This is a genomic window from Oxalobacteraceae bacterium OTU3CAMAD1, from assembly GCA_024123915.1.
In the GTDB taxonomy this organism is placed as follows: Bacteria; Pseudomonadota; Gammaproteobacteria; order Burkholderiales; family Burkholderiaceae_D; genus Rugamonas.
The window spans coordinates 1,377,848-1,399,628 of sequence record CP099650.1 but is presented as its reverse complement, the minus strand read 5'-3'; the positions used below and the strand labels follow the sequence as shown (position 1 = coordinate 1,399,628).

General features: G+C 58.7%; 15 protein-coding genes. 6 read left to right on the top strand and 9 right to left on the bottom strand.

From position 1 onward, the window contains the following. Positions 1-255 precede the first annotated feature (255 nt). Both NHH88_05920 and NHH88_05915 read right to left on the bottom strand, forming a co-directional pair. On the bottom strand, positions 256-1,071 hold the full coding sequence (locus NHH88_05920) for a hypothetical protein (protein ID USX15323.1): 816 nt from the start codon (positions 1,069-1,071) through the stop codon (positions 256-258). Beyond that, positions 1,026-1,664, bottom strand: a complete 639-nt coding sequence (locus NHH88_05915) for a hypothetical protein (GenBank protein ID USX15322.1) — start codon at positions 1,662-1,664, stop codon at positions 1,026-1,028. Before NHH88_05915 ends, NHH88_05920 begins: the two co-directional genes overlap by 46 nt. Positions 1,665-2,287: 623 nt before the next feature. Here NHH88_05915 and NHH88_05910 point away from each other — a divergent pair. Beyond that, entirely contained in the window at positions 2,288-2,470 is a 183-nt protein-coding gene (locus tag NHH88_05910) for an ATP-binding protein (GenBank protein ID USX15321.1), read from the top strand. A gap of 659 nt (positions 2,471-3,129) precedes the next feature. Here the strand turns inward: NHH88_05910 and NHH88_05905 are convergent. The 4 genes from NHH88_05905 to NHH88_05890 all read right to left on the bottom strand — a co-directional run bounded on the left by NHH88_05905 (position 3,130) and on the right by NHH88_05890 (position 6,937). Beyond that, positions 3,130-4,176, bottom strand: coding sequence for a hypothetical protein (locus NHH88_05905; GenBank protein ID USX15320.1), 1,047 nt, complete (start codon positions 4,174-4,176; stop codon positions 3,130-3,132). A gap of 203 nt (positions 4,177-4,379) precedes the next feature. Then, a complete protein-coding gene (locus NHH88_05900; protein USX15319.1) occupies positions 4,380-4,760 on the bottom strand; it encodes a hypothetical protein in 381 nt (126 codons plus the stop codon). Between the two features lie 90 nt (positions 4,761-4,850). Further along, positions 4,851-5,414: a hypothetical protein gene (locus NHH88_05895; GenBank protein USX15318.1), complete on the bottom strand. Its 564-nt coding sequence runs from the start codon at positions 5,412-5,414 to the stop codon at positions 4,851-4,853. Beyond that, positions 5,414-6,937, bottom strand: coding sequence for a hypothetical protein (locus NHH88_05890; protein USX15317.1), 1,524 nt, complete (start codon positions 6,935-6,937; stop codon positions 5,414-5,416). Before NHH88_05890 ends, NHH88_05895 begins: the two co-directional genes overlap by 1 nt. A gap of 1,340 nt (positions 6,938-8,277) precedes the next feature. Between NHH88_05890 and NHH88_05885 the strand changes: the two genes are divergently transcribed. Next, positions 8,278-8,631, top strand: a complete 354-nt coding sequence (locus NHH88_05885; protein USX15316.1) for a hypothetical protein — start codon at positions 8,278-8,280, stop codon at positions 8,629-8,631. A gap of 31 nt (positions 8,632-8,662) precedes the next feature. Here NHH88_05885 and NHH88_05880 read toward each other — a convergent pair whose 3' ends face one another. From NHH88_05880 to NHH88_05870, 3 genes are all read right to left on the bottom strand, one after another. Continuing rightward, positions 8,663-9,634 (bottom strand): hypothetical protein, encoded by a 972-nt coding sequence (locus tag NHH88_05880; GenBank protein ID USX15315.1) that lies wholly within the window; start codon positions 9,632-9,634, stop codon positions 8,663-8,665. A 100-nt stretch (positions 9,635-9,734) separates the two neighbouring features. Then, a complete protein-coding gene (locus tag NHH88_05875; GenBank protein USX15314.1) occupies positions 9,735-11,441 on the bottom strand; it encodes a phospholipase D-like domain-containing protein in 1,707 nt (568 codons plus the stop codon). Between the two features lie 131 nt (positions 11,442-11,572). Further along, positions 11,573-13,849 (bottom strand): hypothetical protein, encoded by a 2,277-nt coding sequence (locus NHH88_05870; protein ID USX15313.1) that lies wholly within the window; start codon positions 13,847-13,849, stop codon positions 11,573-11,575. A gap of 468 nt (positions 13,850-14,317) precedes the next feature. Here NHH88_05870 and NHH88_05865 point away from each other — a divergent pair, with 468 nt between their 5' ends. The 4 genes from NHH88_05865 (at position 14,318) to NHH88_05850 (ending at position 21,771) form a co-directional block, all read left to right on the top strand. Beyond that, the gene (locus NHH88_05865) at positions 14,318-15,616 is read left to right on the top strand and encodes a glycoside hydrolase family 28 protein (GenBank protein USX15312.1); all 1,299 of its coding nucleotides are present in this window, start codon (positions 14,318-14,320) and stop codon (positions 15,614-15,616) included. 38 nt (positions 15,617-15,654) lie between these two features. Further along, entirely contained in the window at positions 15,655-17,109 is a 1,455-nt protein-coding gene (locus NHH88_05860; protein ID USX15311.1) for a pectinesterase family protein, read from the top strand. A gap of 182 nt (positions 17,110-17,291) precedes the next feature. Beyond that, positions 17,292-20,102 (top strand): TonB-dependent receptor, encoded by a 2,811-nt coding sequence (locus tag NHH88_05855; GenBank protein ID USX15310.1) that lies wholly within the window; start codon positions 17,292-17,294, stop codon positions 20,100-20,102. Positions 20,103-20,112: 10 nt separating this feature from the next. Further along, positions 20,113-21,771, top strand: a complete 1,659-nt coding sequence (locus NHH88_05850; protein ID USX15309.1) for a glycoside hydrolase 43 family protein — start codon at positions 20,113-20,115, stop codon at positions 21,769-21,771. Positions 21,772-21,781: the final 10 nt, after the last annotated feature.

Here is a 21,781-nt window from a genome sequence, read left to right as displayed (position 1 = left end):
GACCGAGCGGGAAACAACGAGTTAACGAAGCGACTCCGAAAATTGATCGTTAGGCCTCGGTCAGCAAACCATACCGGCGCAGCGCCGCAGTCATGCCCATTCTTCCATTGCTGTCCCGGCAAGTTAGGTCAGCGTTAGTCTTGCCACAAGGAACAGGGTCTCGGTCCAAACAAAGCCACCGACACCCTAGCGAGCTAAAAGATCGTTGGGCAAAAGTCTAAGCTTTATGGCAAGGAACACCAAAGACTTGTATGATTAATCGCTCGGATTTGCTGGCGGCATCTCTTTCCAATAGCCCCCAGGAATCTTCGGTCTGCCTTCGCCATTTGTGTTTGCTGGGATCGGGGCCGGTGTTGAGGAACCGCCGGTGTTCGGCGGCATTGGAATTGCGGGTGGGTAATAGGTAGGGGGAAGACCGCCCCCGTTGGCAAATGCCGTGCAGGCATCACGATACTGTTTCGATCCAGCAAATTTCGCTTTTGCAGCCGCCAACAGGGCATTTTTATACGCCACCGAACCCACAGTCAACCCTCGCACCGCCGCAACCATGGTTTCGTATAGATTGGGAGTTCCATCGACACCCGGAACGATAGTTGATTCACCCACTCCTCGCTCCTGCCCTATGTCGAAAACAAACATGGAGGCATAAGCTTCCCTTTGAAAACACCACTCCAACATTTTCGCCGGATCAGTAGTGTAATCCAACCCCACTAAGGTCGCGTAGAAGCCATGTCCCATTTCGTGCTGGATAATTGCGTCGTTGGCTTTTCCCCATGGGATACCTCCGAGGACATTTGCAAGCGCGGTTGCATCATTGGGACTGATGTACATTTTTCCCGGCGGTGAAATGGTATTCTGAAATGGCTTGGGTGCATAATAGCTGTGGCCAATTTGAGTCAAATATTCAACCTCGACAGCTGCAGAGAAGTTATCGTTCCACGATGCCGTGTTTGCGGTTCTATACGCCCGAATCCGAGCTTTGATATCTGGTAAAACAGATGGAGTTCTAATCGTCATAATAACTTTCAGTTCGTGGAAGGGATTGAAGACAACGTAATCGAAAATACGCAAGCGTTTGATGATTGCATACGAACAAACACAGATGAGACTTGAGGATTAAAGCTTCTGAATTCAACTACTTTGATCGGAACATATTCTTTTGCTACGAAAGGATCAAGCATCGGGGATTGCACCCTAATGGGCGGATCTTTAAAAATAGCGAGGAAAGTAGATTCTGGAAAACATCCGTATTCCGGGTTTAAGCCCCAGGTAACAGTCGCACCGTAATCTGATTCTTCTTTGATAGAATGAGTTTCAAGTCGCGTCAGGCGTATCGGATTGTACGGGTACTTCTCATCGTTATGCACGCAAACTTTGATTCCAGAACTATTTTCCTCGCACCGAGTATTGTTAAAATTCCCATATTCTTTGTCGGCCATGTTTGCAAGAGTCATTTTCGTCGGCGTCTTTGCCAGATCCAACATACGTACCATTTGACTTGCAACTTGATGACGATACTTCTTTGACGCTGGTTTCTTAAGAGATTTCTCGATAACATATCTATCGACATGCGCTCGCAGCGACGCCGTACTTTCCTCAGCTTTGGATGATGTAAATATGCAAAATAAGAAAAGCGCCAGGAATAATTTAAACTGAAATTTCATTTTTCCTCCCGAACATGATGAGATCAGCCTCGACCCCGTTTGGCAACGACCGTCTAAGAGGGCTTGTAGCAGCTGGACTGACAGACAAAAGCGTTGTCAGCGTCGAAATAATGTTAAATACTATATACGTATTCAAAACTCAAATATACGCACATTGTCACAGGACGCAAATATTTTCCCAGCCGAGCTGAGTGGGTGCTCGGACGAACGTCACTCCGTCCGAGTTTAGAGATGTCAGCATTTTCCGAACTCATGACATTATGCGGTTTATCGCAGACAAATTTAGGGCGATATGCTGTGTCATGGCCTGCGGAGTGAGTCACGAGATCTGCTCTGGAAGGCCGTTGCTCGAGCCGGAAGAACGCCTCGTCCAATTGCCAAGAACCTCAAGCGCGCGATGGCGGCCGCATACGGCAGCGAGCTGTTGCGGAAGCTGTTTGCCGATCTGGGCCGGCTCGCGCTCATTGGGTTGAGACAACGCGGATCAGCCGGCTAGGTAACAAGAACGAATCGCGCGACTGATCGGAATAATCCTTAATGATCGCGAAGCCGGGTCAAACGTTGGAAAAACGGCCTCTTCTAGCCGTCCAATCGCTGTTAGAACCGTGGTGATCGACGACGGTATGGGCACCCCGCCTAACCAGCTCGACAACATTTTCGGCATGTTGTCGCAGCTGACGCCGGCGCTCGACCGCGCACAGGGCGGCTTGGGGAACGGCCTATCGCTGGTGAAGGGCCTGGTTGCGTTGCATGGCGGCGAGGTCTCCGCGCACAGCGCTGCTGCCAGCCAGGGTTCTCTCAATTAGAAGAATCTCTTCAAATTGCAACGGCCGCTTTCAGTACAACGCGAAGGGTTGCGCACGATGTCCAGGTGCGCGAGTTTTCCGCTCACCTGCCAAACGCGCCCACCGCATCTTTGACGGACGCGCACAGGGTGACGATACGGCGGTTGCGCCGTTTCTGCGCGGCCGGAATACCTTCGGCTGCGTGGCCCCGGCCCTGGACCTGCCAGCAAGTCTGTTTATGAGCCCTTTCGAGATTAGCGCTGTGGCAGCCCGGCCGGCATTCGCTTTGCTGAAGTTGCTCGGATTCAGCAGGGCCTCGACGACGTTCGTGTCGGCCAGTGCGGCGTTGGTGACCGCGATTTTGCGGATGAGCTTGTAGCGCCTATCAACCTTGGTACGCATCTTGTAGCCGAAGTGCAATTTTTCGTGTTTTTTGTCCAGCGGGCGTCGATGTCTTTTTAGCGCACGTTCGGGATCTGGACCAGAGGACCATCGATTCTGGAGCGAAGATCTTTGCACTCATGTTTTGAAAAAAGCCGATCTGAGGTTTCACTTTCACGAGTAATCATTGGTCGTGGTTCGTGCCAGAATTTTGCAAAGAGGCTGGCGCGCTATAGTTTTTACAGGTTAGCCTTAAGTGAAAAAATGCGGATGCTGTTTAATACTGAAACGATAATTCATCATTTAGCCCTTTCGTCGGACATTTTACGACCAAATATATAACCAGCGATTGATCCTAACAGAGTCCCAATCGCTTCTCTAGGCATTTTTTCACCCGTCCCAAGAATAATAACCGTGAGCAACAAGAACGCCATGCTAATTACCTCAACCAACGACCTATTTTCAATTACCGTTGTGGCGAGCTCCTTGTCCAAAAACCTTATACCAAGAAATAAAATTAATAATGCCACAATCATTAAATACACGGCAAATATCAGTTGCTTATCTGTAGCTGCAGTTCCCGTACTCAACTTAGTGTCCAATTCCCCGATCAACTTATCGATCTCCTCAATGCGTTGTCGAACAATAGTAGCCTCACGAACTGAGGCATCCGCTAATTGCTGCAACGTATTCTTGGCTGCTTCTACCGCTTCATCTTGCTTCTCTAATTGCTGAATCTGAGCTTCGACATCTCTAGTAACCGAATTTATCTCACTCACTGATATTGACGCACGAGTATGCCCCTCGTTTGAGTGAAGCATGATGAAGTTCTCAACCCCCCCTGAAATTACTCTTCCCCCTCGAAGCTGAGGCCTATACTGAATCAATAGCTGCTCAGAAATTGTCGTGGGCTCTGTTACAATGCCAAACGGCCGGTGGCGCATACCAAAAACCTGAAAACACCGTTCGCTTAAACCTTTTGTGATTCTTGAAAACTCTTCAAAACTACGGCTTAACTCATCGTACTCTGAGCGGCCGGCATCAATGATCGCGGTGGGCTTGGCGTTAACTACGGCCGTCCAGGCAGTACGCAATTTAGCAATGATAGGTGCTGTTTGATCTTTAGTCGGATTTTTAAATTGGTCAGTACACTGTTGAGCTTGTTTTATTTTAGTAGCGAATTGAACCAAGTCCAATTTAGATGCCTCTTTTTGACGCGCTTCATCTGCAAGCTCAACGACGCGACGTTCCAAGAGAGGTTTCGACTTCGGCAGATCCTGCTGTGCATCTGCATGGCATACGAAAAAAAAGATACCAGATAAAAAAGCTACACTTAGTTTGCTCATTATCGCTCCCGAAATGTAACAATTTTTAAAAATATTTAAAGATTTATTGCCAGGACATGATAATTTAGACGAAATGTGGTTCGTGACTTATAAGCCAAAGAATTATTGCCTTAAGCTTCGGGTTATCTGGCCCCAGCGATTTTCATTGACCGATGTGTTGGGCCACTTAAACGACTTGAGATTTATCGGCCCGGTGACTGTCGTTAAACACCCACAATTTTACTAAAAGCTGAAACTGAATCATCAAACAGTTTCAATATTAAGTTGGCGTTTGCGCCGTCAGCCCGAACCTCAGCTAATTTCTCAGAACGGAAAATTGCCGCTGTGACTTCGTCTGCAGTCGGAGGGTTGATTGGCCCACTATCGACGTTAAATGCGCGGCGCTGACCGCGAAGTACCTCAGCGTCCCGCTGGGCCTCTAACGTCTTTGCGCGGTATAGACTGCGATCAGCGGGGTTGTCGGCGAACGTGGCCAGAATGCCGAACTTGAAGGCAGAATCATTTACACTGTCTATCGTCGCAAAATAGTGGTCGGTGTAAAGAACAATTTCATCAGCCGAGCATTCACTTCGAAGCTTAGTCATTAATTCTCTCCTTGCATTGATGAAAGTTGTTTAATTCACATTAATCTACTGCATTAGAATGTCGCTATGGCTACGCTATCGGTTGAGCTTTTATTTCGACGGAGGGGCCCGGCTCCGGTCTACGGCATCTTTTACTTCTTTAGCGAAAGTGGCAGTGACGTATATTTGATCTTTTACAGATAGATTGCTGCCAAGGATAGCCAGGGCCTTCCGCGAGCTAGATAGTGCGGGGGAAAGATCCGGCAAAGGTGAAACTATGCCAGCCAACTGCGCGTCCATCTCTGCAAGTGCGATAATAAGATCCTGAGTATCCTTAGCGCGACTATCTCCTAACGCTTGCAATTCGTTAAAAAGTTTAAACTGTGAATCTTGGCCGGCTAGCTTTGCCGCACGGTCATCAAACTTGGCGTCGCTGCTAAATTTTTCCAGCTCGGCTTGCATCATTTTGATTGAAGCGACGCGCTGTTTAGCAATTAGCGACTGCACGCGTTTGAACTCCTCTGCCTCAGTTTGAAAATTCGCGATCAAGAATGCTGTCTGGTTCGCTTGGTTTAACTCTTCCTTCGGGGCCTGCGCACAACCAGAAAGCACCAAGAAAGATAGCAGATAAGCCCGGCTGCACTTATCCATCAACACCTGCGAGATAGAGTTCATCACTTATTCACCCCATATGCTGTTGACCATAGACCGAGCGTGTTAAGGATACTTACAACACGCTCCGTCTTGATTCCATCGGCAGTTGAGTCAGACACTTGCCGAACTGAAAGCCCAATAAGACTTGTCCACTGCTTGGCATTAATTTCCGCATAGGCCAGCCCCCTTTCGTATTTCGCATTATCGATCTGGGCCAAAATAAAGAAGCGCTCAGCCTCCAATCGGGATAGCACATCTAAATAGAGTCCGGCAGAGGTATAGAAACGTTGCTTTTCAATTGGGGTGGCCTTAGATATAAGATCAGTAACTGGGAGTGCCAGCCATTTGACTAATGGTTCGCCAACGGACTTGGCATCGGGCTTTGCTAGCTTCGTCTCTCGCGCCGGAGCGAGATTCAGTTCGCGATATGCTAAGGACAGCTGCAGAACTTCTTTAAGTGTGGCCTGAACTAAATCTTTATGTAGTTGAACGACTTGTTCGCGAGAGACAATGTCTCGACTTGCTGCGGCGAGTCTTAATTGCTCATAATCAGCGCGCATCTGGAGAGGAAGTGCACGCATGGCACGCTTGTCGTCTGCCGCCTTAGTCGCCTCATCTAATAAACCAGGAATAATGACCAAGGCGACGGCAGCGCTTTTTGCATCCGCAGTGATTTTGCCCGGGTCACTTGGCGTTTCAGAAACAGCTTTCGCGAAATCAGAAATTGCGGCGATATTTTCGCTAGCGATAAATTGTTGCGCTACCGGGGACGGAGATGCGTTGAGTGCCTGCGCTGCAGCCAAGAGCTTCTCGGCAGCCGCCTTTACCTTCTTAACCTTTTCGATTGGTGAAGCCTTTTCTTGGCTATCGAAAACTTTTCTAGCAGTTGTATAATTTTCTTTCAGTTCATTTACGTTATTTTTAAAACTATTGAGGCTATCCGCCGCTTTATCGCGGTCCTTAATATACTGTAGAAGCAAACCTTTGGGCTTCAGGGAAACTTCGAATTTCGATGAATTAATGCTGCACAGTTTTTTTAACCGTTCATAAAGAGCTTTTGCTTGAGCGCTTTTTTTTTCGTCTACATTCGCTAACTCATCCGCCATTTCCTCCGAAGCCTTTGCGGGAGGTGCATATCTGCAAGACGCTTCTCCAAGATTAAACTGCTTAAACTCGTCTTGAAGTGATGAAAAATCAGGCGGACGATTGGCGGTATCGATAAAAAGCTTGACGCTATTAGAAGCATCATCAATACCGGACAAAGTTTCATGTAAGCTATTGATCTGGTCAACTAGGCCATCCTTAAGGTTCGACGCAACCATAAAACGCAGCCTTTGATCGCGAATGGCGATTTGCAACTTCGCGTTCAAGTTACGTTCAGCCACTAACAATTTTTTGAGGTTCTCGCGCTCGGTCTTTACAGTGGTATCGAAATCGACAGCATCCCATGCCTTCTTCGCCTCTTGTCCTTGCTTATCCCGGACATCGCTATACAGACGCAAATTGCCGCAACCTGTCAGGCTGAAACAGATCACCAATAGCATGACGTTCCCGCTAGCATATATCCTCATATCCAGCCCCTAGAATTGATATCAGAAATTTAACTTATTTTTAAAAATATAACTCAATTATTTTGACAAGTCTATGGGTAGCAAAGCTAATTCATGATTTTTCGCAAACGAGTATTGTAAAAACGACAGCGGACCCGTTTTGGGTCTAAAGGGTACCTCCAAAAGCCTAGCCTGCGGTTCGGTGATTTTGTGGTTTGGTGGTTCAGTGGTTCGGTGTTTCGGTGTTTCGGTGTTTCGGTGTTTCGGTGTTTCGGTGTTTCGGTGTTTCGGTGGTCCGGCAAATTCTGGCACCAGCCCGGAGTCAACGAGTACCACAATGAGTAACGCCAAATCAGGCTCTTTGCCGAGTGAACGCGAAGAATGGCGAACGAAGATCAGCGAACGTTGGTCGGCTTGACCAAACATGTGGAACTCGAGGTGGTGACGGCCAGCGTCGACATGGCCACTCCGGTGCCAGCGCGCGCCTAGGTTGCCGCCGTCCGTATGCGGAGGTGGTGAGATAAAGGTGCTGGGGCTTCCACAGCTGTACACTTGGCGGACTACGCAGGAATATCGGCTGCTCGACTGCCGTGGTCCTTGTAATTTCTTGAGTCGACTAAAGCAGCAGTATTCCCTATGTCAAGCCTATCCGGCTGTTCCAGGACCGCTTGGCAAAGACGGGCGCGCCCCAGATCTTCGAGCAAAGTCCTCCGGCAATTACTGTGACAGCCTGCATAGCACGATGGGCCTTGCGGCTCATGGCGGCAAGCTACTGCCTGAAGCGACTGGTGTTTTGAAGGAAGGCGGATTGGCACCGTTCGGAAACGATCCATGACGGCATCAACGGCGCGCAGAACGCCAGGTTCATGGCTGCGCCATGTCATTTCCTTGTCGAGCCTTGCTCGATACGACCGCCGAAATTTGTCATGGGTGGCCTACGTAACACTTTACCTCTTCAAGTGCGCGTTATTAGCGGTCGCCTTGAAGAACTCGGGCTCGCAGCCGCTCAACCCTTGTTCTACAACAGTTTGCTACACCAAGGCTACTCAATTCTGTCTCCACACTTTTTTCTCGAAGATATTTTAAGGCTCGGCAGTCCCGCCTCGGCAATCTGTTCACGTCACTTTGTTCAACCACAAACTTCTGCGCAGCGCTTTTCGGCTTCAATATCAGGCATTTGCAGCGCGCGGGGCGTGCATGAACAGATGTAGAACTCTACAAAACAGGCTCCGTGCGGCTACAACGGCCATATCAGCGGCGTCTGCAACTGTTCGCCGGATCTGATCAAGCGCTATCAGGGCCGCGTCTCCGGCCCGCTGCTCGATCGCATCGACATGCAGATGGAAGTGGCCGCCGTCGAACCTGACGTGCTCAGCGAGGACGCCAACGGCGAGCGCTCCGCCGTCATTTGCGCCCGCGTTCAGGCCGCCGCCGAAGTGCAGTTGCAACGCCAGGGCAAGCGCAACCAGTACCTGACTACGCGCGAGATCGACCAGTTCTGCAAACCGGACAAACCCGGCAAGGCGCGCCTGAAGGCGTCGATGGAACAGTTCCAATGGTCGGGCCGCGCCTACCACCGCATCCTGCGCGTGGCGCGCACCATCGCCGACCTGGCGCACGCCGAGCGCATCGGCGAGGCGCACGTCAGCGAGGCGGTGCAGTACCGGCGGGCGCTGCGCGATCGCTAGTCTGCTCTTAGCCGAGACGGGAATAGATAATTCAATGCTGATAGATCGTCCCCACATTGCCGCTGCCAGCCTGGGTGATGCTGGCGACGAAGCCTTCTCCCACCTGGATAATCGTTGCGACATTTGCCGGCCGTAATCCCAACGGCGCCACCCCATTCTGCACGACCGTCGCGGCATTGAGATTTCCGGTCTGCATGATGCTCGAATCGTTATAGTTCAAACTCTTGGTGACACTCGCCGTATTGGCGTCGCCGTTCTGCGTAATCGACGAGGGGCTGCGACCGCCGATGCCGTTGTGCGTGGCCCGGTTGTCGGTGCCGTTTTGCACAATCGAGGTGCCATCACCGAAAGAGCTGCTGCTCCGGGTCACCGTGGCACTGTTACGCGTGCCGGTCTGCGACACTGTGATACCGCCAGTCCAAGCGTCCGAATACTGGGTAAGCGTTGCCGTGTTGCCGATGCCGTCTTGCGTGATGACGGGGCCGCCATACGCGGCGCCGTTCTGATCGACGGTGATGACATTGTCGGAGCCGCTCTGCCGTGTCCGGACCAGATTATCCACGTTGGATTGATTGATATAGGCCGTATTGCGCGATCCTGTCTGCAGCGCGTCGACATCCGGTAAGAAATTGTTCACCTGGCTGATCAACACCAGGTTGTCGTTGCCGGACTGGTTGACGGTCGCGGTGGCACGTATGCCCGTCTGCTGCTGCAAGATACCGGCAAGGTTGCGGTTGCCATCTTGCGTGATGGTGGCCGCGGCTCGTGACGACCTCTGCACGATGCCGCCCTCCACCGCCGCACCGCCGGCGATATTGTCGTTGCCGGTTTGCGTGATCGTGGCCTCGGTGCGCTGCGCCGCTTCCTGATCGATCCCCGCGCTGTTGTTGGCGCCGGTTTGCGTCAACGTCGCTTTGTTCAGCTGCGCCAGACCAGCCTGGCTGTACGTCAACGACACGATAAAAGATGCAGCCAGCGCGGCTGCGGACAAGGTGGTTTTCATGATCTTCTCCCGAGGTTATGCTCTCGAGTATAGAAGCCGCCCTCGCTTCAAATTTGACAGCGATCAGGCCACGCAGCGATACATCGAACAGGCCGCCAATTCAGTCCGAGCCGCCCATCCAGAACTTCCATTCGGCCTGTTGCTTTGCCGAGTTCAAACGCGACTTTTGCCAGCTCGCCTTGTCGTCCAGTTTCTGCCAAGGCTGCTTGCCTGCGGCGGTCGTTGAGGCCACGTACTGCCGCCAGCGATAATGGTCGTAGACCGAAATGATATGCGCCGCATACGACTCCGCCACGGCCCGGTCACCCTCGATGACCAGGAAATTCTCGTCATTGCTCTCCGACGCCATCTGCGAAAAATTGTGCGAACCGGTGACGACGACGGGGTGCGCGCCGAACGGGTCGATACACATGACCTTGCTATGCACGAGGACCGAGATCTTCCCGCCCCGCATGAACTCCTTGGCCCAGAACGCAAACTGCTGCTTGATGCCGGAAGGCGTGAACACGTCCAGGTTCATCGGATCTGATTTGCTGCCGCCGACCAGCTCCACCATCAGCGCCCCGTCCGCGCCGCCGACGAACCGGTTCAACACGCCGCGCACGAATTGGCCCTGCGCACGCTCCTCCAGAATATCCAATACCGGGCCGTTGGGCCCGGGCATGAAGGAAAGGAACAAGATGCCGTCCTGCGCGCCCTCGACCAGCGCTTGAAGACGTTTGAGGTCCGCGTTCCTGACCGTCGGCGTGAACCACGGCTCGATCTTCGCCGGTACCGTGGTGCCGGCATCCGGCGCCGCATTGCTTGTCTTCAGGGTCGATGGCGCCTCGCTTCCCGCGTCGGCAAGACGATGCCACTGCGCCAGGTATTGCGTGGCCAGCGCGGCGCTCTCGATCAGCACCGCATTGTTGATTTGCGTGAAAAGGCCGGTCGGCGTCAGATTGGTGGACCCGGTCCACACCGCCACCGGCTGCCCGCTATCCAGTACGACGATGAACTTGTTGTGCCCCAGCGCCCCCACCTTGTCGGGAGCGGCGGTCATGCGATCGATGACGACGCAGCCCGCCTCATGCACCCTCGCCCTACCCTCGGCGTTGGCATCCGGCTCCGAGACCTTGGTGCTGCCATTGGCCAGCACGATGTTGGCGCGCGCTCCGAGGTCGCAAAACCGCTGGACGACCTCCTCGTCCTCCAACTCGAAGAGGGCCGCGTGCAAGCTGATGTTGGGGTTGCGGTCGGCATCGTCGAACAATTGGCGCAGCGCCAGGATCAGCGATCCGCCGCAGAAATCGCGCAGGAATTCGCTGGAGACATCGGAGATCCGCTCGACCAATTCGGTCCCGGTCTCGATCTCCATCTCGGCGGCAACCTTGGCCATCCAGCGCGAGGCGGCCATGGGGCGGTTGAAGAAGCAGCTCAGCCGCCCGCCGGCCGGCTGGACGGCATGGACCTCGACCCAAGCACTGGCCCACTCCTCCCGTGGCTCCAGCGCGCCGGGTTTGCCGACCATCGGTACCACGCGATATTTGGCACGGTCATTGAAGCTCACCTCGTGGTCCGTCCAGCTGTAACGCTGAAACGGCCAGACATCCGAAGGCTGCCGCTGATCGGGCCCGCCGCCGACATCCTTGGCGAAGCCGACGCGGTTCAGCAAGAACTCGGCTTGATGCAGCGGCCGGTTCTCGTCATCGCTTTCCAGCCATACCCGCTCGATGGCGAAGCCTATGCAGTTTTGCAGATCCCCGGCCTTCCAGATCAGAAAGGCATCGTCGGTATTGCAATACACATTGAGTTGGACTTGGTCCATCTGATCCTCCGTGCGTTAGAAAGCGGGAAAGTGGCGGGAACGACACAATGACAGTAGCAGCGGAGGATGACCTGAACATGTCAAAACGACATAAATTTTTGCTATCAATTGTCGTCAAGGACGGGGGCGCATTACATCTCCCACTGAAACTTCATCGTCAGCGACTTGCTTACCGTATCGGGCGCGCGCGTCTTGTCGCGCGAATAGCCGACCGACAGCGAGCGGCCGTGACGCCACAAGTGGCGATACAGCAGCGAGCGGTGCACCTGCCGCTCGGCCCACGGCTCCAGGCCGGAGACGCCGTCGTCACGCCGCGCCGCCGAGGTGTTCTGCGCCAGCAGCCGCAGCGAATCGGCCGGCGTGAAGTGCAGCATGCCCAACCAGCGCCAGCCGTTGTCGACGAAGGCCGGCCGCCCCAGCGTGCCCTGCACCCAGGCGCGGTTGACGCGCTGGTCCAGTTCCACCGCCCAGCCGCGTGGCAAGGCGAAGCGCAGCCCCAGTTCGACCAGCGCGTTGCCGCCCCGGCCGACGCGGTCGGCGTCGACGTCGAGCTGTTTGCCCAAGGTCACTTCCGACTTGAGCTTGGTGATCCACGGCAGCGGCGACGTTTCCATGCCGAAGTGCAGCGCCGGCACGTCGTGCAGCCGTCCTTCGCGGCGCCCGCGCTGCTGGTCGAAGCCGAGGTTGGCCCAGAAATCCGTCTGGCGTGCCGCGCGGAACCAGATGCCCGGTTGCAGCTTGCGCTCGACGATCTGGTTGGCCTGCTGGCCCGAGAACGCATTGGACACCGTGCGGATCTCGTGCAGTCCCAGGTGGGCTTCCATCTCGTACGCCTCGAACGCCGTGTCAGCGACGTCCAACCGCTGCGGACCCAGCCGCCGGTTGAGGTTGATGTCGGTCTTGACGATGCCCGTTTGCGGCACGAAACCGTTGTCGTTGACGAAACCGGGGCCGACGGCCTCCAGCTTCAATTCGTTCCACCAGCCCTCGGACAGGTGCGTGTACTTGCCCGACAAATAGGCGCCGTTGCGCGAGCGCACCCGCACCACGTCCGCCACCGGTTCGGTGACGAAGCCGGCGCTGGTCTGCGAGTGCATCATCAGCCAGGTCGCCTGGTTGCCGTCGCCGCGCCATTGGCCGTCGAAGCCGAACACCTGGTTGCTGCCGGCGTCGCCATAGTCGCGCTGCGAGACGAAGGCGCCCAGCAGCACGCCGTCGGCATGCCAGCGCGCGCGCAGCAGGCTGGTCAGGGTGCGCCGCGTCTGATCGTACTCGGATGTCTCGTAGGGCCCGCCGCGCAGCACGACGCCGCCCTCCTGGTCGCGCAGGCTCATCGCCGTGGCGTCGGCCTGCGCCGCGCGCCAGGTGCCGCGCAGACCCCATTCGGGATCGGCCACCGTGCGCGAGTAGAAGGCCGCCAGCGGCAACCCCAGCACGTCGGCGCTTTCCAGAAAGAAGCCACGTTTCTCCGGCAGACTCAGCGCAATACGGCTGGCGCCCGACGATGTCGGTTCGTCGATCTCGACCTGCGAGAAGTCCGGGTTCAAAGTAGCGTTGAAGACCATGTCCGCGCGCGGGCGGGCGTTGATCTCCAGGCCCAGGCTGCCCTTGTTGGCGCGTTGCCGGCCGGCGCTGTCCGTGTCGCTGTTCGCGCGCAAGGTCAGCTCCGGCTTGATGTCGAGGAAGCTGCGGTCGCGCACGGCGGCCACCGTGCCGCCCATGCCGTCGATGTCCTGCATCACGCCGATATGGCCGATGGTGTCGGTGGTCAACGGGGTGCTGGTCAGCAGCAGGCCGCCGGCGTGCGGCACGTTGCGTTCGATCATCACGCGCCAGGCCTTGCCATCGGCGTACGGAAAGCGCAGGTTCGACAGCGGCCAGCGCACTTCCATGCTGTAGCCGTCGGGCAGGCGCTCGACGGCGGCGTCGATCGGGAAATCGGGACCGAGATCGGACTCGTCCTCGTCAACGCGGTACATGCCGTCGTTCAGCACGCCGGCCGTGTTAACGCGCACGAACTGGGCGGCGCGGCCGTGGCCGGTCGGATCGAGCCAGATGCCGATAAAGTCCTGGTCCGTGCCGACCTTGTCGCGCCGCGCCAGCGAGCCGCGCAGGTTCTCCGGCGCGGGGTCCCAGGCGCGGATGCCGAACACCAGCGCGCCGTCGTCGATCAGCAGGCGCACGGCCGTGCGCAGCGCAGCCGGCGCGGCGTTGCCGCTGTTGGGCAGAAACTCGTGGAAGGTGTCGAACTCCTGGGCGTTTTGCCAGGCGTCCTCGTTCAACGCGCCGTCGATCTTCACGGGCGAAGTGTGATCGATCAGGCGCGCCGGCAATGGCAAGACCTTGCGTTGCTCGGCCTCCAGCGCGTGGACCTCGCAGGTCGCGGCCAGACCGGAAAGAAACAGCATGCCGACACCGCTCCGGACATTGCTCGAAACTCTGCTCAAAACTTTGATTAAATGATCCACCGCCGCCTTCAAATCAACCGCAGCCAAGCGCGCTGCGCGGGCGGTAGTTTAAACTAAAGAAATATCTTTTTGAGAACTTTTTTGAACGGGCATCGCTCGCGGCTTCGACATGACCGGCATTGTGAAATCCACCAATCCGCGTAATGATTCTTGCCATCTGAACCTGGAAGCATGGTTTCGCTCATTCTTATCTGCTAATCTTTTTTCCGAAACAAACAACCGACCGAGCGACCTCGGCCACCATATCGGCGTGGCCCTCGTCTTATCGGCGCGGAGTACGCGAGGTACTCCAGTGAGCGCTGCCCAAGCAGCGCCTATAACTGGAGACATGTCATGCGCATCGCCAATGTAGGCCCGAAAAAACGGCCTGTTGAAGTATTTCCTCCATCGTCCCTCCTCGTGTCAGCCATGGCCGCCGCGCTGCTGTGCGTGCAGCCGCTGGCGCAAGCGCAAGACACACGCGACGTGCGCGAACCGACCCTGCCGAAGTCCTGCGCGACCGTGACCGCCGAAGCCGCGACATCCGGCCGCGACGACGCCGCGCGCATCCAGAAAGCCATCGACCAGTGCACACAGGGCGGCGCGGTCCACCTGGCGGCGGGCGGCGACAACAAGGCCAACGTCAGCTTCACCGCCGGCCCGCTGACCATCGGCAACGGCGTCACCCTGGTGGTGGACGCCGGCGTCACGCTGTACGCCAGCACCAATCCCATGCTGTTCGACAAAGGCGAAAAAACCTGCGGTACGCTCGACGCGGCCGGCAAGGGTTGCCGTCCGTTTATTACCGTCAATGGCGCAAAGGGCGCGGGCATCATGGGCGACGGCGCCATCGACGGCCAGGGCGGCCAACTGATCGACGGCAAACCCGAGACCTGGTGGCAGATCGCCCGCCGCGCTCAAAAAGAAAAGCTGCGCCAGAACGTGCCGCGCCTGATCCAGATCGACAACGCGCGCGACTTCACGATGTACCGCATCACCTTGCGCAACTCGCCCAACTTCCATGTCGCGCTGAACAGGGTGGACGGCTTTACCGCCTGGGCCGTGCGCATCGATACCCCGCATGACGCGCGCAACAGCGACGGCATCGATCCCGGCGCCTCGCGCAACGTGACCATCGCCCACAGCTACATCCGCACCGGCGACGACAACGTCGCCATCAAGGCCGGCAACAACGGCATGAGCGAGAACATCTCGATCCTGCACAACCATTTCTACAGCGGCCACGGCATGTCGATCGGCAGCGAGACCAACGGCGGCGTGCGCAACGTGCTGGTGGACGACCTGGACATGGACGGCACCACCTCCGGCCTGCGCATCAAGAGCAACTACCGGCGCGGCGGCGTGGTCAGCGGCATCGTCTACCGCAACGTCTGCCTGCGCAACAACCGCTGGCCGCTGTATATCGACACCAACTACGAGCCAGGCCCTGCCGGCCAATTGATTCCGTCGTACACCGGCGTGCGCATGGAAAGCGTGCACAGCCTGACGCCGGGCCAGGTGATCCTGCAAGGCTACGACGACGCCCATCCACTGCGGCTGGCGCTGAAGGATGTGGTGGTGGACGGCAACCCGCCGGTCAAGACCTCGTCCATCAAGCTCGACGGCCAGCTCAACGCGCCGGACGCTCGCGCGGTCGATTGCGGCAAGCGCTTCGTTCCCTTCCCCGGGGGCCCTGACGCCTGGCCGGTCAAAGTCGCCCGGCAATGATCGTGCGAGTTCTTTTTTCCGTCCTCCTCGGAGCGGCGTTGCCGCTGCATGGTCTCGCCGCCGATCCGACGCACTGGATACTGTCGCCCGCCGCGCGCGCCGCCGACGTGCAGGTCGATACGCCATTGCGGATCGCCTTCGATAAGCCGCCGGTGCTCGGCACCGAAGGCGCGGTCCGCATTTACCGCGTGGCCGACCGCGCGCTGGTCGACGAGCTGCGCCCAGGCGAAGACGTCGATGCCATCGGCAACGCGCAACAGGAATATAAGCGCGTGGTGCGCTACAGCCCGATCACCGTGCAAGGCATGACTGCGACGATACGCCCGCACAGCGCCAAACTGGACTACGGCACCGAGTACGAGGTCGTCATCGACGCCGGCGTGTTCACCAGCGCCAGCATCGCGCCGTGGACTTTCCGTACCCGCGCGGCGGCGCCGACCGGCAACAGCCTCAGCGTTGACGATGACGGCCCGGCCGACTTCCGCACGGTACAGGGCGCGCTCAACCACGCGATGCGCCAGACGTCACGCGCGGCGCCGGTGTCGATCCGCATCGCCAACGGCCGCTACGACCAGTTGCTGTACCTGCGCGGCAAGGACAATATCACTTTGCATGGCGAAAGCCGCGACGGCGTCATCCTGGAAGCGACCAACAATGATGGCATCAATCCGGGCACCGGCGCCGGCCGTGGACCGCTGACACCAGCCGCCAACGGCGGCCGCTCGGTGTTCCTGATCGAGGACGCCGACATGGTGACGCTCGACAATCTCACTCTGGTCAATAACACCGTGCGCGCGCACAGCAAGGGCGGCCAGGCGGAAACGCTGGTCTTCAGCAGCGACCGTGGGCGCCTGGTGGCGCGCGATGCGAGCTTCTTCAGCGAGCAGGACACCATCCAGGTCAAGGGCTACTCGTGGTTCCACCGCACGCTGATCGCCGGCAATGTCGATTTTATCTGGGGCGGCAACCGGGCGGCGCTGTTCGAGGACAGCGAAATCCGCACCGTCGGCGACAGCGCCCATGCCGGAGGCGGCGGCTACATCGTGCAGGCGCGCACCGTCGCGGCGGGCGAACCGGGGTTTGTGTTCCTCAACAGTCGGCTGACGCATGGTCCCGGCCCGTTGGGCAACGACGTGCCGGCGGGGAAAGCCTATCTTGCGCGTCAGGGGCCGCCGGCCACGTGGGACAACGTCAGCTTTATCAACTGCCGCATGGACAGTCATATCGCAGCCCAAGGCTGGGCGCCGAAAAAGCCACGGACGCCGGAGGCCAAACCGGGCGCCGGCTGGGGCGAGTTCGGCAGCATGGACCTAGCGGGCCGGCCGCTGGATTTGAGCCAACGTACGCCGGGCCACGTGCTGACGGCGGAGCAGGTGAAAGCCCGCTTCGGCGGCAGACAGCAAATATTCAACAGCTTCGATGACGGCAAGGGCTGGAACCCTGCGGAGGAAACTGCCACGCAAAAATCCACGCAAACACGTAGGGCGGATTAGGCGAAGCCGTAATCCGCCATGCATGAGCCGTCGACGGAGCTTGGCGGATTACGCTGCGCTAATCCGCCCTACGTGCCTCCACGAGTTTCATATTGCACCACCGAGTTTCACCGCCCCACCGGGCTTTACCGTTTTACCGTTTCACCACAGACGTTTAATTATAAAAAAATAGGAGACTGAACATGACAACCACTATCAAACCCCGGCTCGCCCTCACCGCCACCGCCCTCGCGGTGCTGGCACTCACCAATCAAGTACAAGCTCAACAAGCCGACGACAACATGACCCGCGTCGAAGTGACCGGCTCGTCGATCAAGCGCATCGCCACCGAAAACGCCCTACCCCTGACCACCTACAAGGCCGAAGAGCTGGAAGCCCAGGGCTTGACCACGATGTCCGAAGTGGCCACCTCGCTGGTCACCGGCGCCACCAACGAGCCGGTCGGGGGCGGGGGCGGCGGCACCATGATCAATATGCGTGGCCTGAACACCAACCGTACCCTGGTGCTGCTCAACGGCCGCCGCCTGCCCAACGAGGCGATCGGCGCCAGCTCGGTCAACGTCGATGTGGTGCCGATGAGCGCGGTCGAGCGGGTCGAGGTGCTGCGCGACGGCGCCTCGGCCATCTACGGCACGGACGCCATCGCCGGCGTGATCAACTTCATCACCAAGCGCACCGTCAACAAAGTCAGCTTGAGCGCCGGTATTGTCAAGCCGCAACGCTCCGGCGGCGGCGAGCAGCAGCGCGTGTCCATCACCGGCGGCACCGGCGACCTGAAAAAGGACGGCTGGAACGTCTTCGCCTCGTTCGACATGCAGCGCCGCACGTCGCTGATGCAAAAGAGCCGTCCGGAAATCTGGGACCCGGAACGCATCGCGCAACTGGGCGGCACCGTCTTCACCAGCAACACCTCCGGCTCGTCGTCTTCGCCGGCCAACTTCACCGTGTACAACAACGGCCGGCCGACCACCACCACCGGCAACCCGTATTGGGCCACCGGCTGCGGCAGCAACTACGACGCGCCGTACAGCCTGGCCTCGACCAAGGCTTCCGGCGCGGGCGCCAAGACCTGTATCCTGGACCCGACCATTTACCCGCAACTGCTGCCGGACAACAAGCAAACCACCCTGTTCACCAAGGCCTCGATCCGCCATGGCGACGACAAGCTGTTCACGGTGGAAATGCTCAACACCGAGTCCTATATCGACGCGCTCAATCCGCCGCAGGTGTTCGGCGCGCAAACCGATTACGACCGGCTCAACCCCGGCGTGCGCAAGCCGCTGTTCATCAACCGGAGCAGCAAGTGGTATCCGGGCGGCAGCGGCGGCGTGCCGGCCGTGGCCGGCGTCACCGGCCAGGACCTGGCGCTGACCTGGAGCCTGGACGAACTGGGCACGGCCGGCACCCATGACCGCCAGAACACCAACCGCATCGTCGTCGCCGACGAGGGCGCGGTCGTGGGCTGGGATTACCGTGTCGGCTTCAACGCCGCCATGAGCGAGCGCCGGGTCGGCTACAAGAGCGGCTTCGTCACCACGCCGGAACTGTACGCCGGCGTGGCCAACGGCACGCTCAATCCCTTCGGCAAGCAGGACGCCGAGGGCCGCGCCTATCTCGACAGCATCAGCGTCGACGGCGAAAACTACCGCACCGCCCGCGTCAAATATTTCGGTCCGGACTTCAACCTGTCGCGCGAGCTGATGCCGCTCGAAGGCGGCTCGCTGGCGATCGCCGTCGGCGGCGACCTGCATCGCGAAATGTACAGCGACCGCACCAGCATGCTGGCCAACGCGGTAACCTACAAAACGTCCGGCGCGCCGGGCACCAATCCCAAGGGCGCGCGCACCATCGGCGGCCTGTACATGGAGCTGGACGCTCCGCTGACCAAGCAGCTCGACCTCACCCTGGCGGCGCGCGCCGACCACTTCAGCGATTTCGGCTCGACCTTCAATCCCAAGGCCAGCGTGCGCTGGGAACCGCACACCGCCGTCATGCTGCGCGGCACGGCCAGCACCGGCTTCCGGGCACCCACCCTGCCGGAGCTGTACGGCGCGGCCCGCACCCGGACGCCGTCGGTCAACCGCTGGGACGACCCGCTGCTGTGCCCGAGCCCGACGCCGTCGCAGCCGAACACCGGCACCTTGACCACCGACCCGCGCTACGCCGGCCTGAACCTCGATCCGGCGCGCGTCTGCAACACCCAGCTGACCACCCTGACCGGCGCCAACCCGGACCTGCAACCGGAAGAATCGCGCACCTACACCGCCGGCATCGTGCTCGAGCCGGTCAAGAACATGATGCTATCGTTCGATGTCTGGGACATCAAGATGAAGGGCACCATCGCGCAGATCACCGAGGACACCATCTTCTCGGACGTCAACCGCTACAACAACCTGTTCACGCGCAACCCGGACGGCACACTGGATTACATCGTCGTCACCCGCATGAACATGGGCGGCCTGCACACGCGCGGCGTCGACGTCAGCTTCCGCTACGTCGTGCCGACCAAGCAGTGGGGCAAGTTCGGCGTCAACCTGGACGGCACCTATGTCGACCAGTACGAAGGCCAGAACGACGCCGGCGGCGCCTGGGTCGACAGCGTCGGCCGTCCGGGCGCGCTGGCGACCGGTTCGACCTCGGCCAACACCTATATCTTCAAGTGGAAGCACAACCTGCGCTTCTCGTGGAACTACGCCAAGTTCGGTGCGCAGCTGACGCAGTCCTACACCTCCAGCTACCAGGACACCAACGCGCTGCCGACGCAGAAGCCGGGCCAGCCGTTCTACAATGTCATCGACCACTACATCTTGTACAACCTGAGCACGAACTACAAGTTCTCGGATAATTTGAAAGTAACCTTTGGCGTCAACAACTTGCTGAACGAGGAACCGCCGCTGTCGAACCAGCGTTTGAGCTCGCGCGTGGTATTTGCGCAAAACATCGCCAAACCGATCGGCCGCGCCTACACCTTGCGCGCCGAGTACACCTTCTGATGCCATGATCATGACAACAATGAATCGCTACAAAATCGCCGGCGCCGTGCTGCTGCCGCTCGCGCTGGCCGCGTGCCAGACCGCCCAGGTCGACGCGCCGGCCAAGCCGGCCGCCGCCCCCTGGGCCCCGGACCTCGGCAACGGCCAGTACAAGAATCCCGTCCTGCACGCCGACTATTCCGACCCGGACGCGATCCGCGTCGGCGACACCTACTATATGACTTCGTCGAGCTTCAATAGTTCACCGGGCCTGCCGCTGCTGACCTCCAAGGACATGGTCAACTGGGAGCTGATCGGCCACGCGCTGCCGGCCCTGGTGCCGTCCGAGCGCTTCGCCGTGCCGCGCCATGGCGAGGGCGTCTGGGCGCCGTGCCTGCGCTATCACGACGGCAAGTTCTGGATCTTCTACCCGGACCCGGATCACGGCATCTTCGTCATCACGGCCGACCGTTTCGACGGCCAGTGGAGCGCGCCCAAGCTGATCCTGCCGGGCAAAGGCATCATCGACCCGACCCCGCTGTGGGACGACGACGGCAAGGCCTATCTGCTGCACGGCTGGGCCAAGAGCCGGGCCGGTTTCAACAACATCCTGACCTTGCGCAGCATGGCGCCGGACGCCAGCAAGCTGCTCGACACCAAAGGCACCACGCTCATCGACGGTAACGCGATCAAGGGTTACAAGACGCTGGAAGGGCCGAAGTTCTACAAGGCCAACGGCTATTACTACGTGTTCGCGCCGGCCGGCGGCGTCGAGGAAGGCTGGCAGTCGGTGTTCCGCTCGCGCAGCCTGAACGGGCCGTACGAAGTGCGCACCGTGCTCGAGCAAGGCAAGACCGAGATCAACGGCCCGCACCAGGGCGCATGGGTGCGCGCGCAGGACGGCAAGGACTGGTTCATCCACTTCCAGGACAAGAACGCCTACGGCCGCGTGGTCCATCTGCAACCGATGCGTTGGGTCGACGACTGGCCCATCATGGGCGAAGCCGGTCCCAACGCGGGCGCCGGGCAACCGGTGCTCACCCACGCCAAACCGGTGGCCGGCGCGGCGATCAAAACGCCGCCGACCTCCGATGAATTCGATGGCTCGCGGCTTGGCCTGCAATGGCAGTGGAACGCCAACAGCAATGCCAAATGGTATTCGCTCGGCGAGCGTCCCGGCCAGTTGCGCCTGTTCACCCAAGCGGCGCCGGACGCGGCCGATTATGTGCGCGCGGCGCCCTCCATCCTGGCGCAAAAGCTGCCGACGCCGGAGTTCGTCGTCAACACCCGCGTCCAGCTCAACGACGCCAACAACGGCGACCGCGCCGGCCTGATCGTCAACGCCATGCAATATGCGTGGCTGGGCCTGCGCAAGACGGCCGACGCGACGCAGTTGGTCTACACCACCTGCGGCCCGGCCGTGGTGCGCTGCAAGGAGGCGGCGACCGTGGTGCTGCCGTCGGCGCCCTCGTCGCTGTACCTGCGCATGACCATGGCGCCGGGTGCGATGGCGAGCTTCGCCTACAGCACCGACAACGTGACCTTCCAGACCGTGGGCCAGCCGCTCAAGATCAGCAAGGGCCGCTGGGTGGGCGCGCAGATCGGCGTGTTCAGCGTCGGCGACGGTGCCGCCGGCAAAGCCAAGGCCTCAAGCCTGGATGTCGATTACTTCCGCGTCAGCGCGCAATGATGGAGATGAA

Coding starts and splice junctions, on each gene's coding strand:
- NHH88_05890 (USX15317.1), bottom strand. CDS start 6,937: ATGCTATTGGTGATCTGTTTCAGCCTGACAGGTTGCGGCAATTTGCGT.
- NHH88_05885 (USX15316.1), top strand. CDS start 8,278: ATGCAGATGGAAGTGGCCGCCGTCGAACCTGACGTGCTCAGCGAGGAC.
- NHH88_05905 (USX15320.1), bottom strand. CDS start 4,176: ATGAGCAAACTAAGTGTAGCTTTTTTATCTGGTATCTTTTTTTTCGTA.
- NHH88_05865 (USX15312.1), top strand. CDS start 14,318: ATGGCCGCCGCGCTGCTGTGCGTGCAGCCGCTGGCGCAAGCGCAAGAC.
- NHH88_05880 (USX15315.1), bottom strand. CDS start 9,634: ATGAAAACCACCTTGTCCGCAGCCGCGCTGGCTGCATCTTTTATCGTG.
- NHH88_05900 (USX15319.1), bottom strand. CDS start 4,760: ATGACTAAGCTTCGAAGTGAATGCTCGGCTGATGAAATTGTTCTTTAC.
- NHH88_05855 (USX15310.1), top strand. CDS start 17,292: ATGACAACCACTATCAAACCCCGGCTCGCCCTCACCGCCACCGCCCTC.
- NHH88_05895 (USX15318.1), bottom strand. CDS start 5,414: ATGAACTCTATCTCGCAGGTGTTGATGGATAAGTGCAGCCGGGCTTAT.
- NHH88_05870 (USX15313.1), bottom strand. CDS start 13,849: ATGCTGTTTCTTTCCGGTCTGGCCGCGACCTGCGAGGTCCACGCGCTG.
- NHH88_05910 (USX15321.1), top strand. CDS start 2,288: ATGGGCACCCCGCCTAACCAGCTCGACAACATTTTCGGCATGTTGTCG.
- NHH88_05915 (USX15322.1), bottom strand. CDS start 1,664: ATGAAATTTCAGTTTAAATTATTCCTGGCGCTTTTCTTATTTTGCATA.
- NHH88_05850 (USX15309.1), top strand. CDS start 20,113: ATGACAACAATGAATCGCTACAAAATCGCCGGCGCCGTGCTGCTGCCG.
- NHH88_05875 (USX15314.1), bottom strand. CDS start 11,441: ATGGACCAAGTCCAACTCAATGTGTATTGCAATACCGACGATGCCTTT.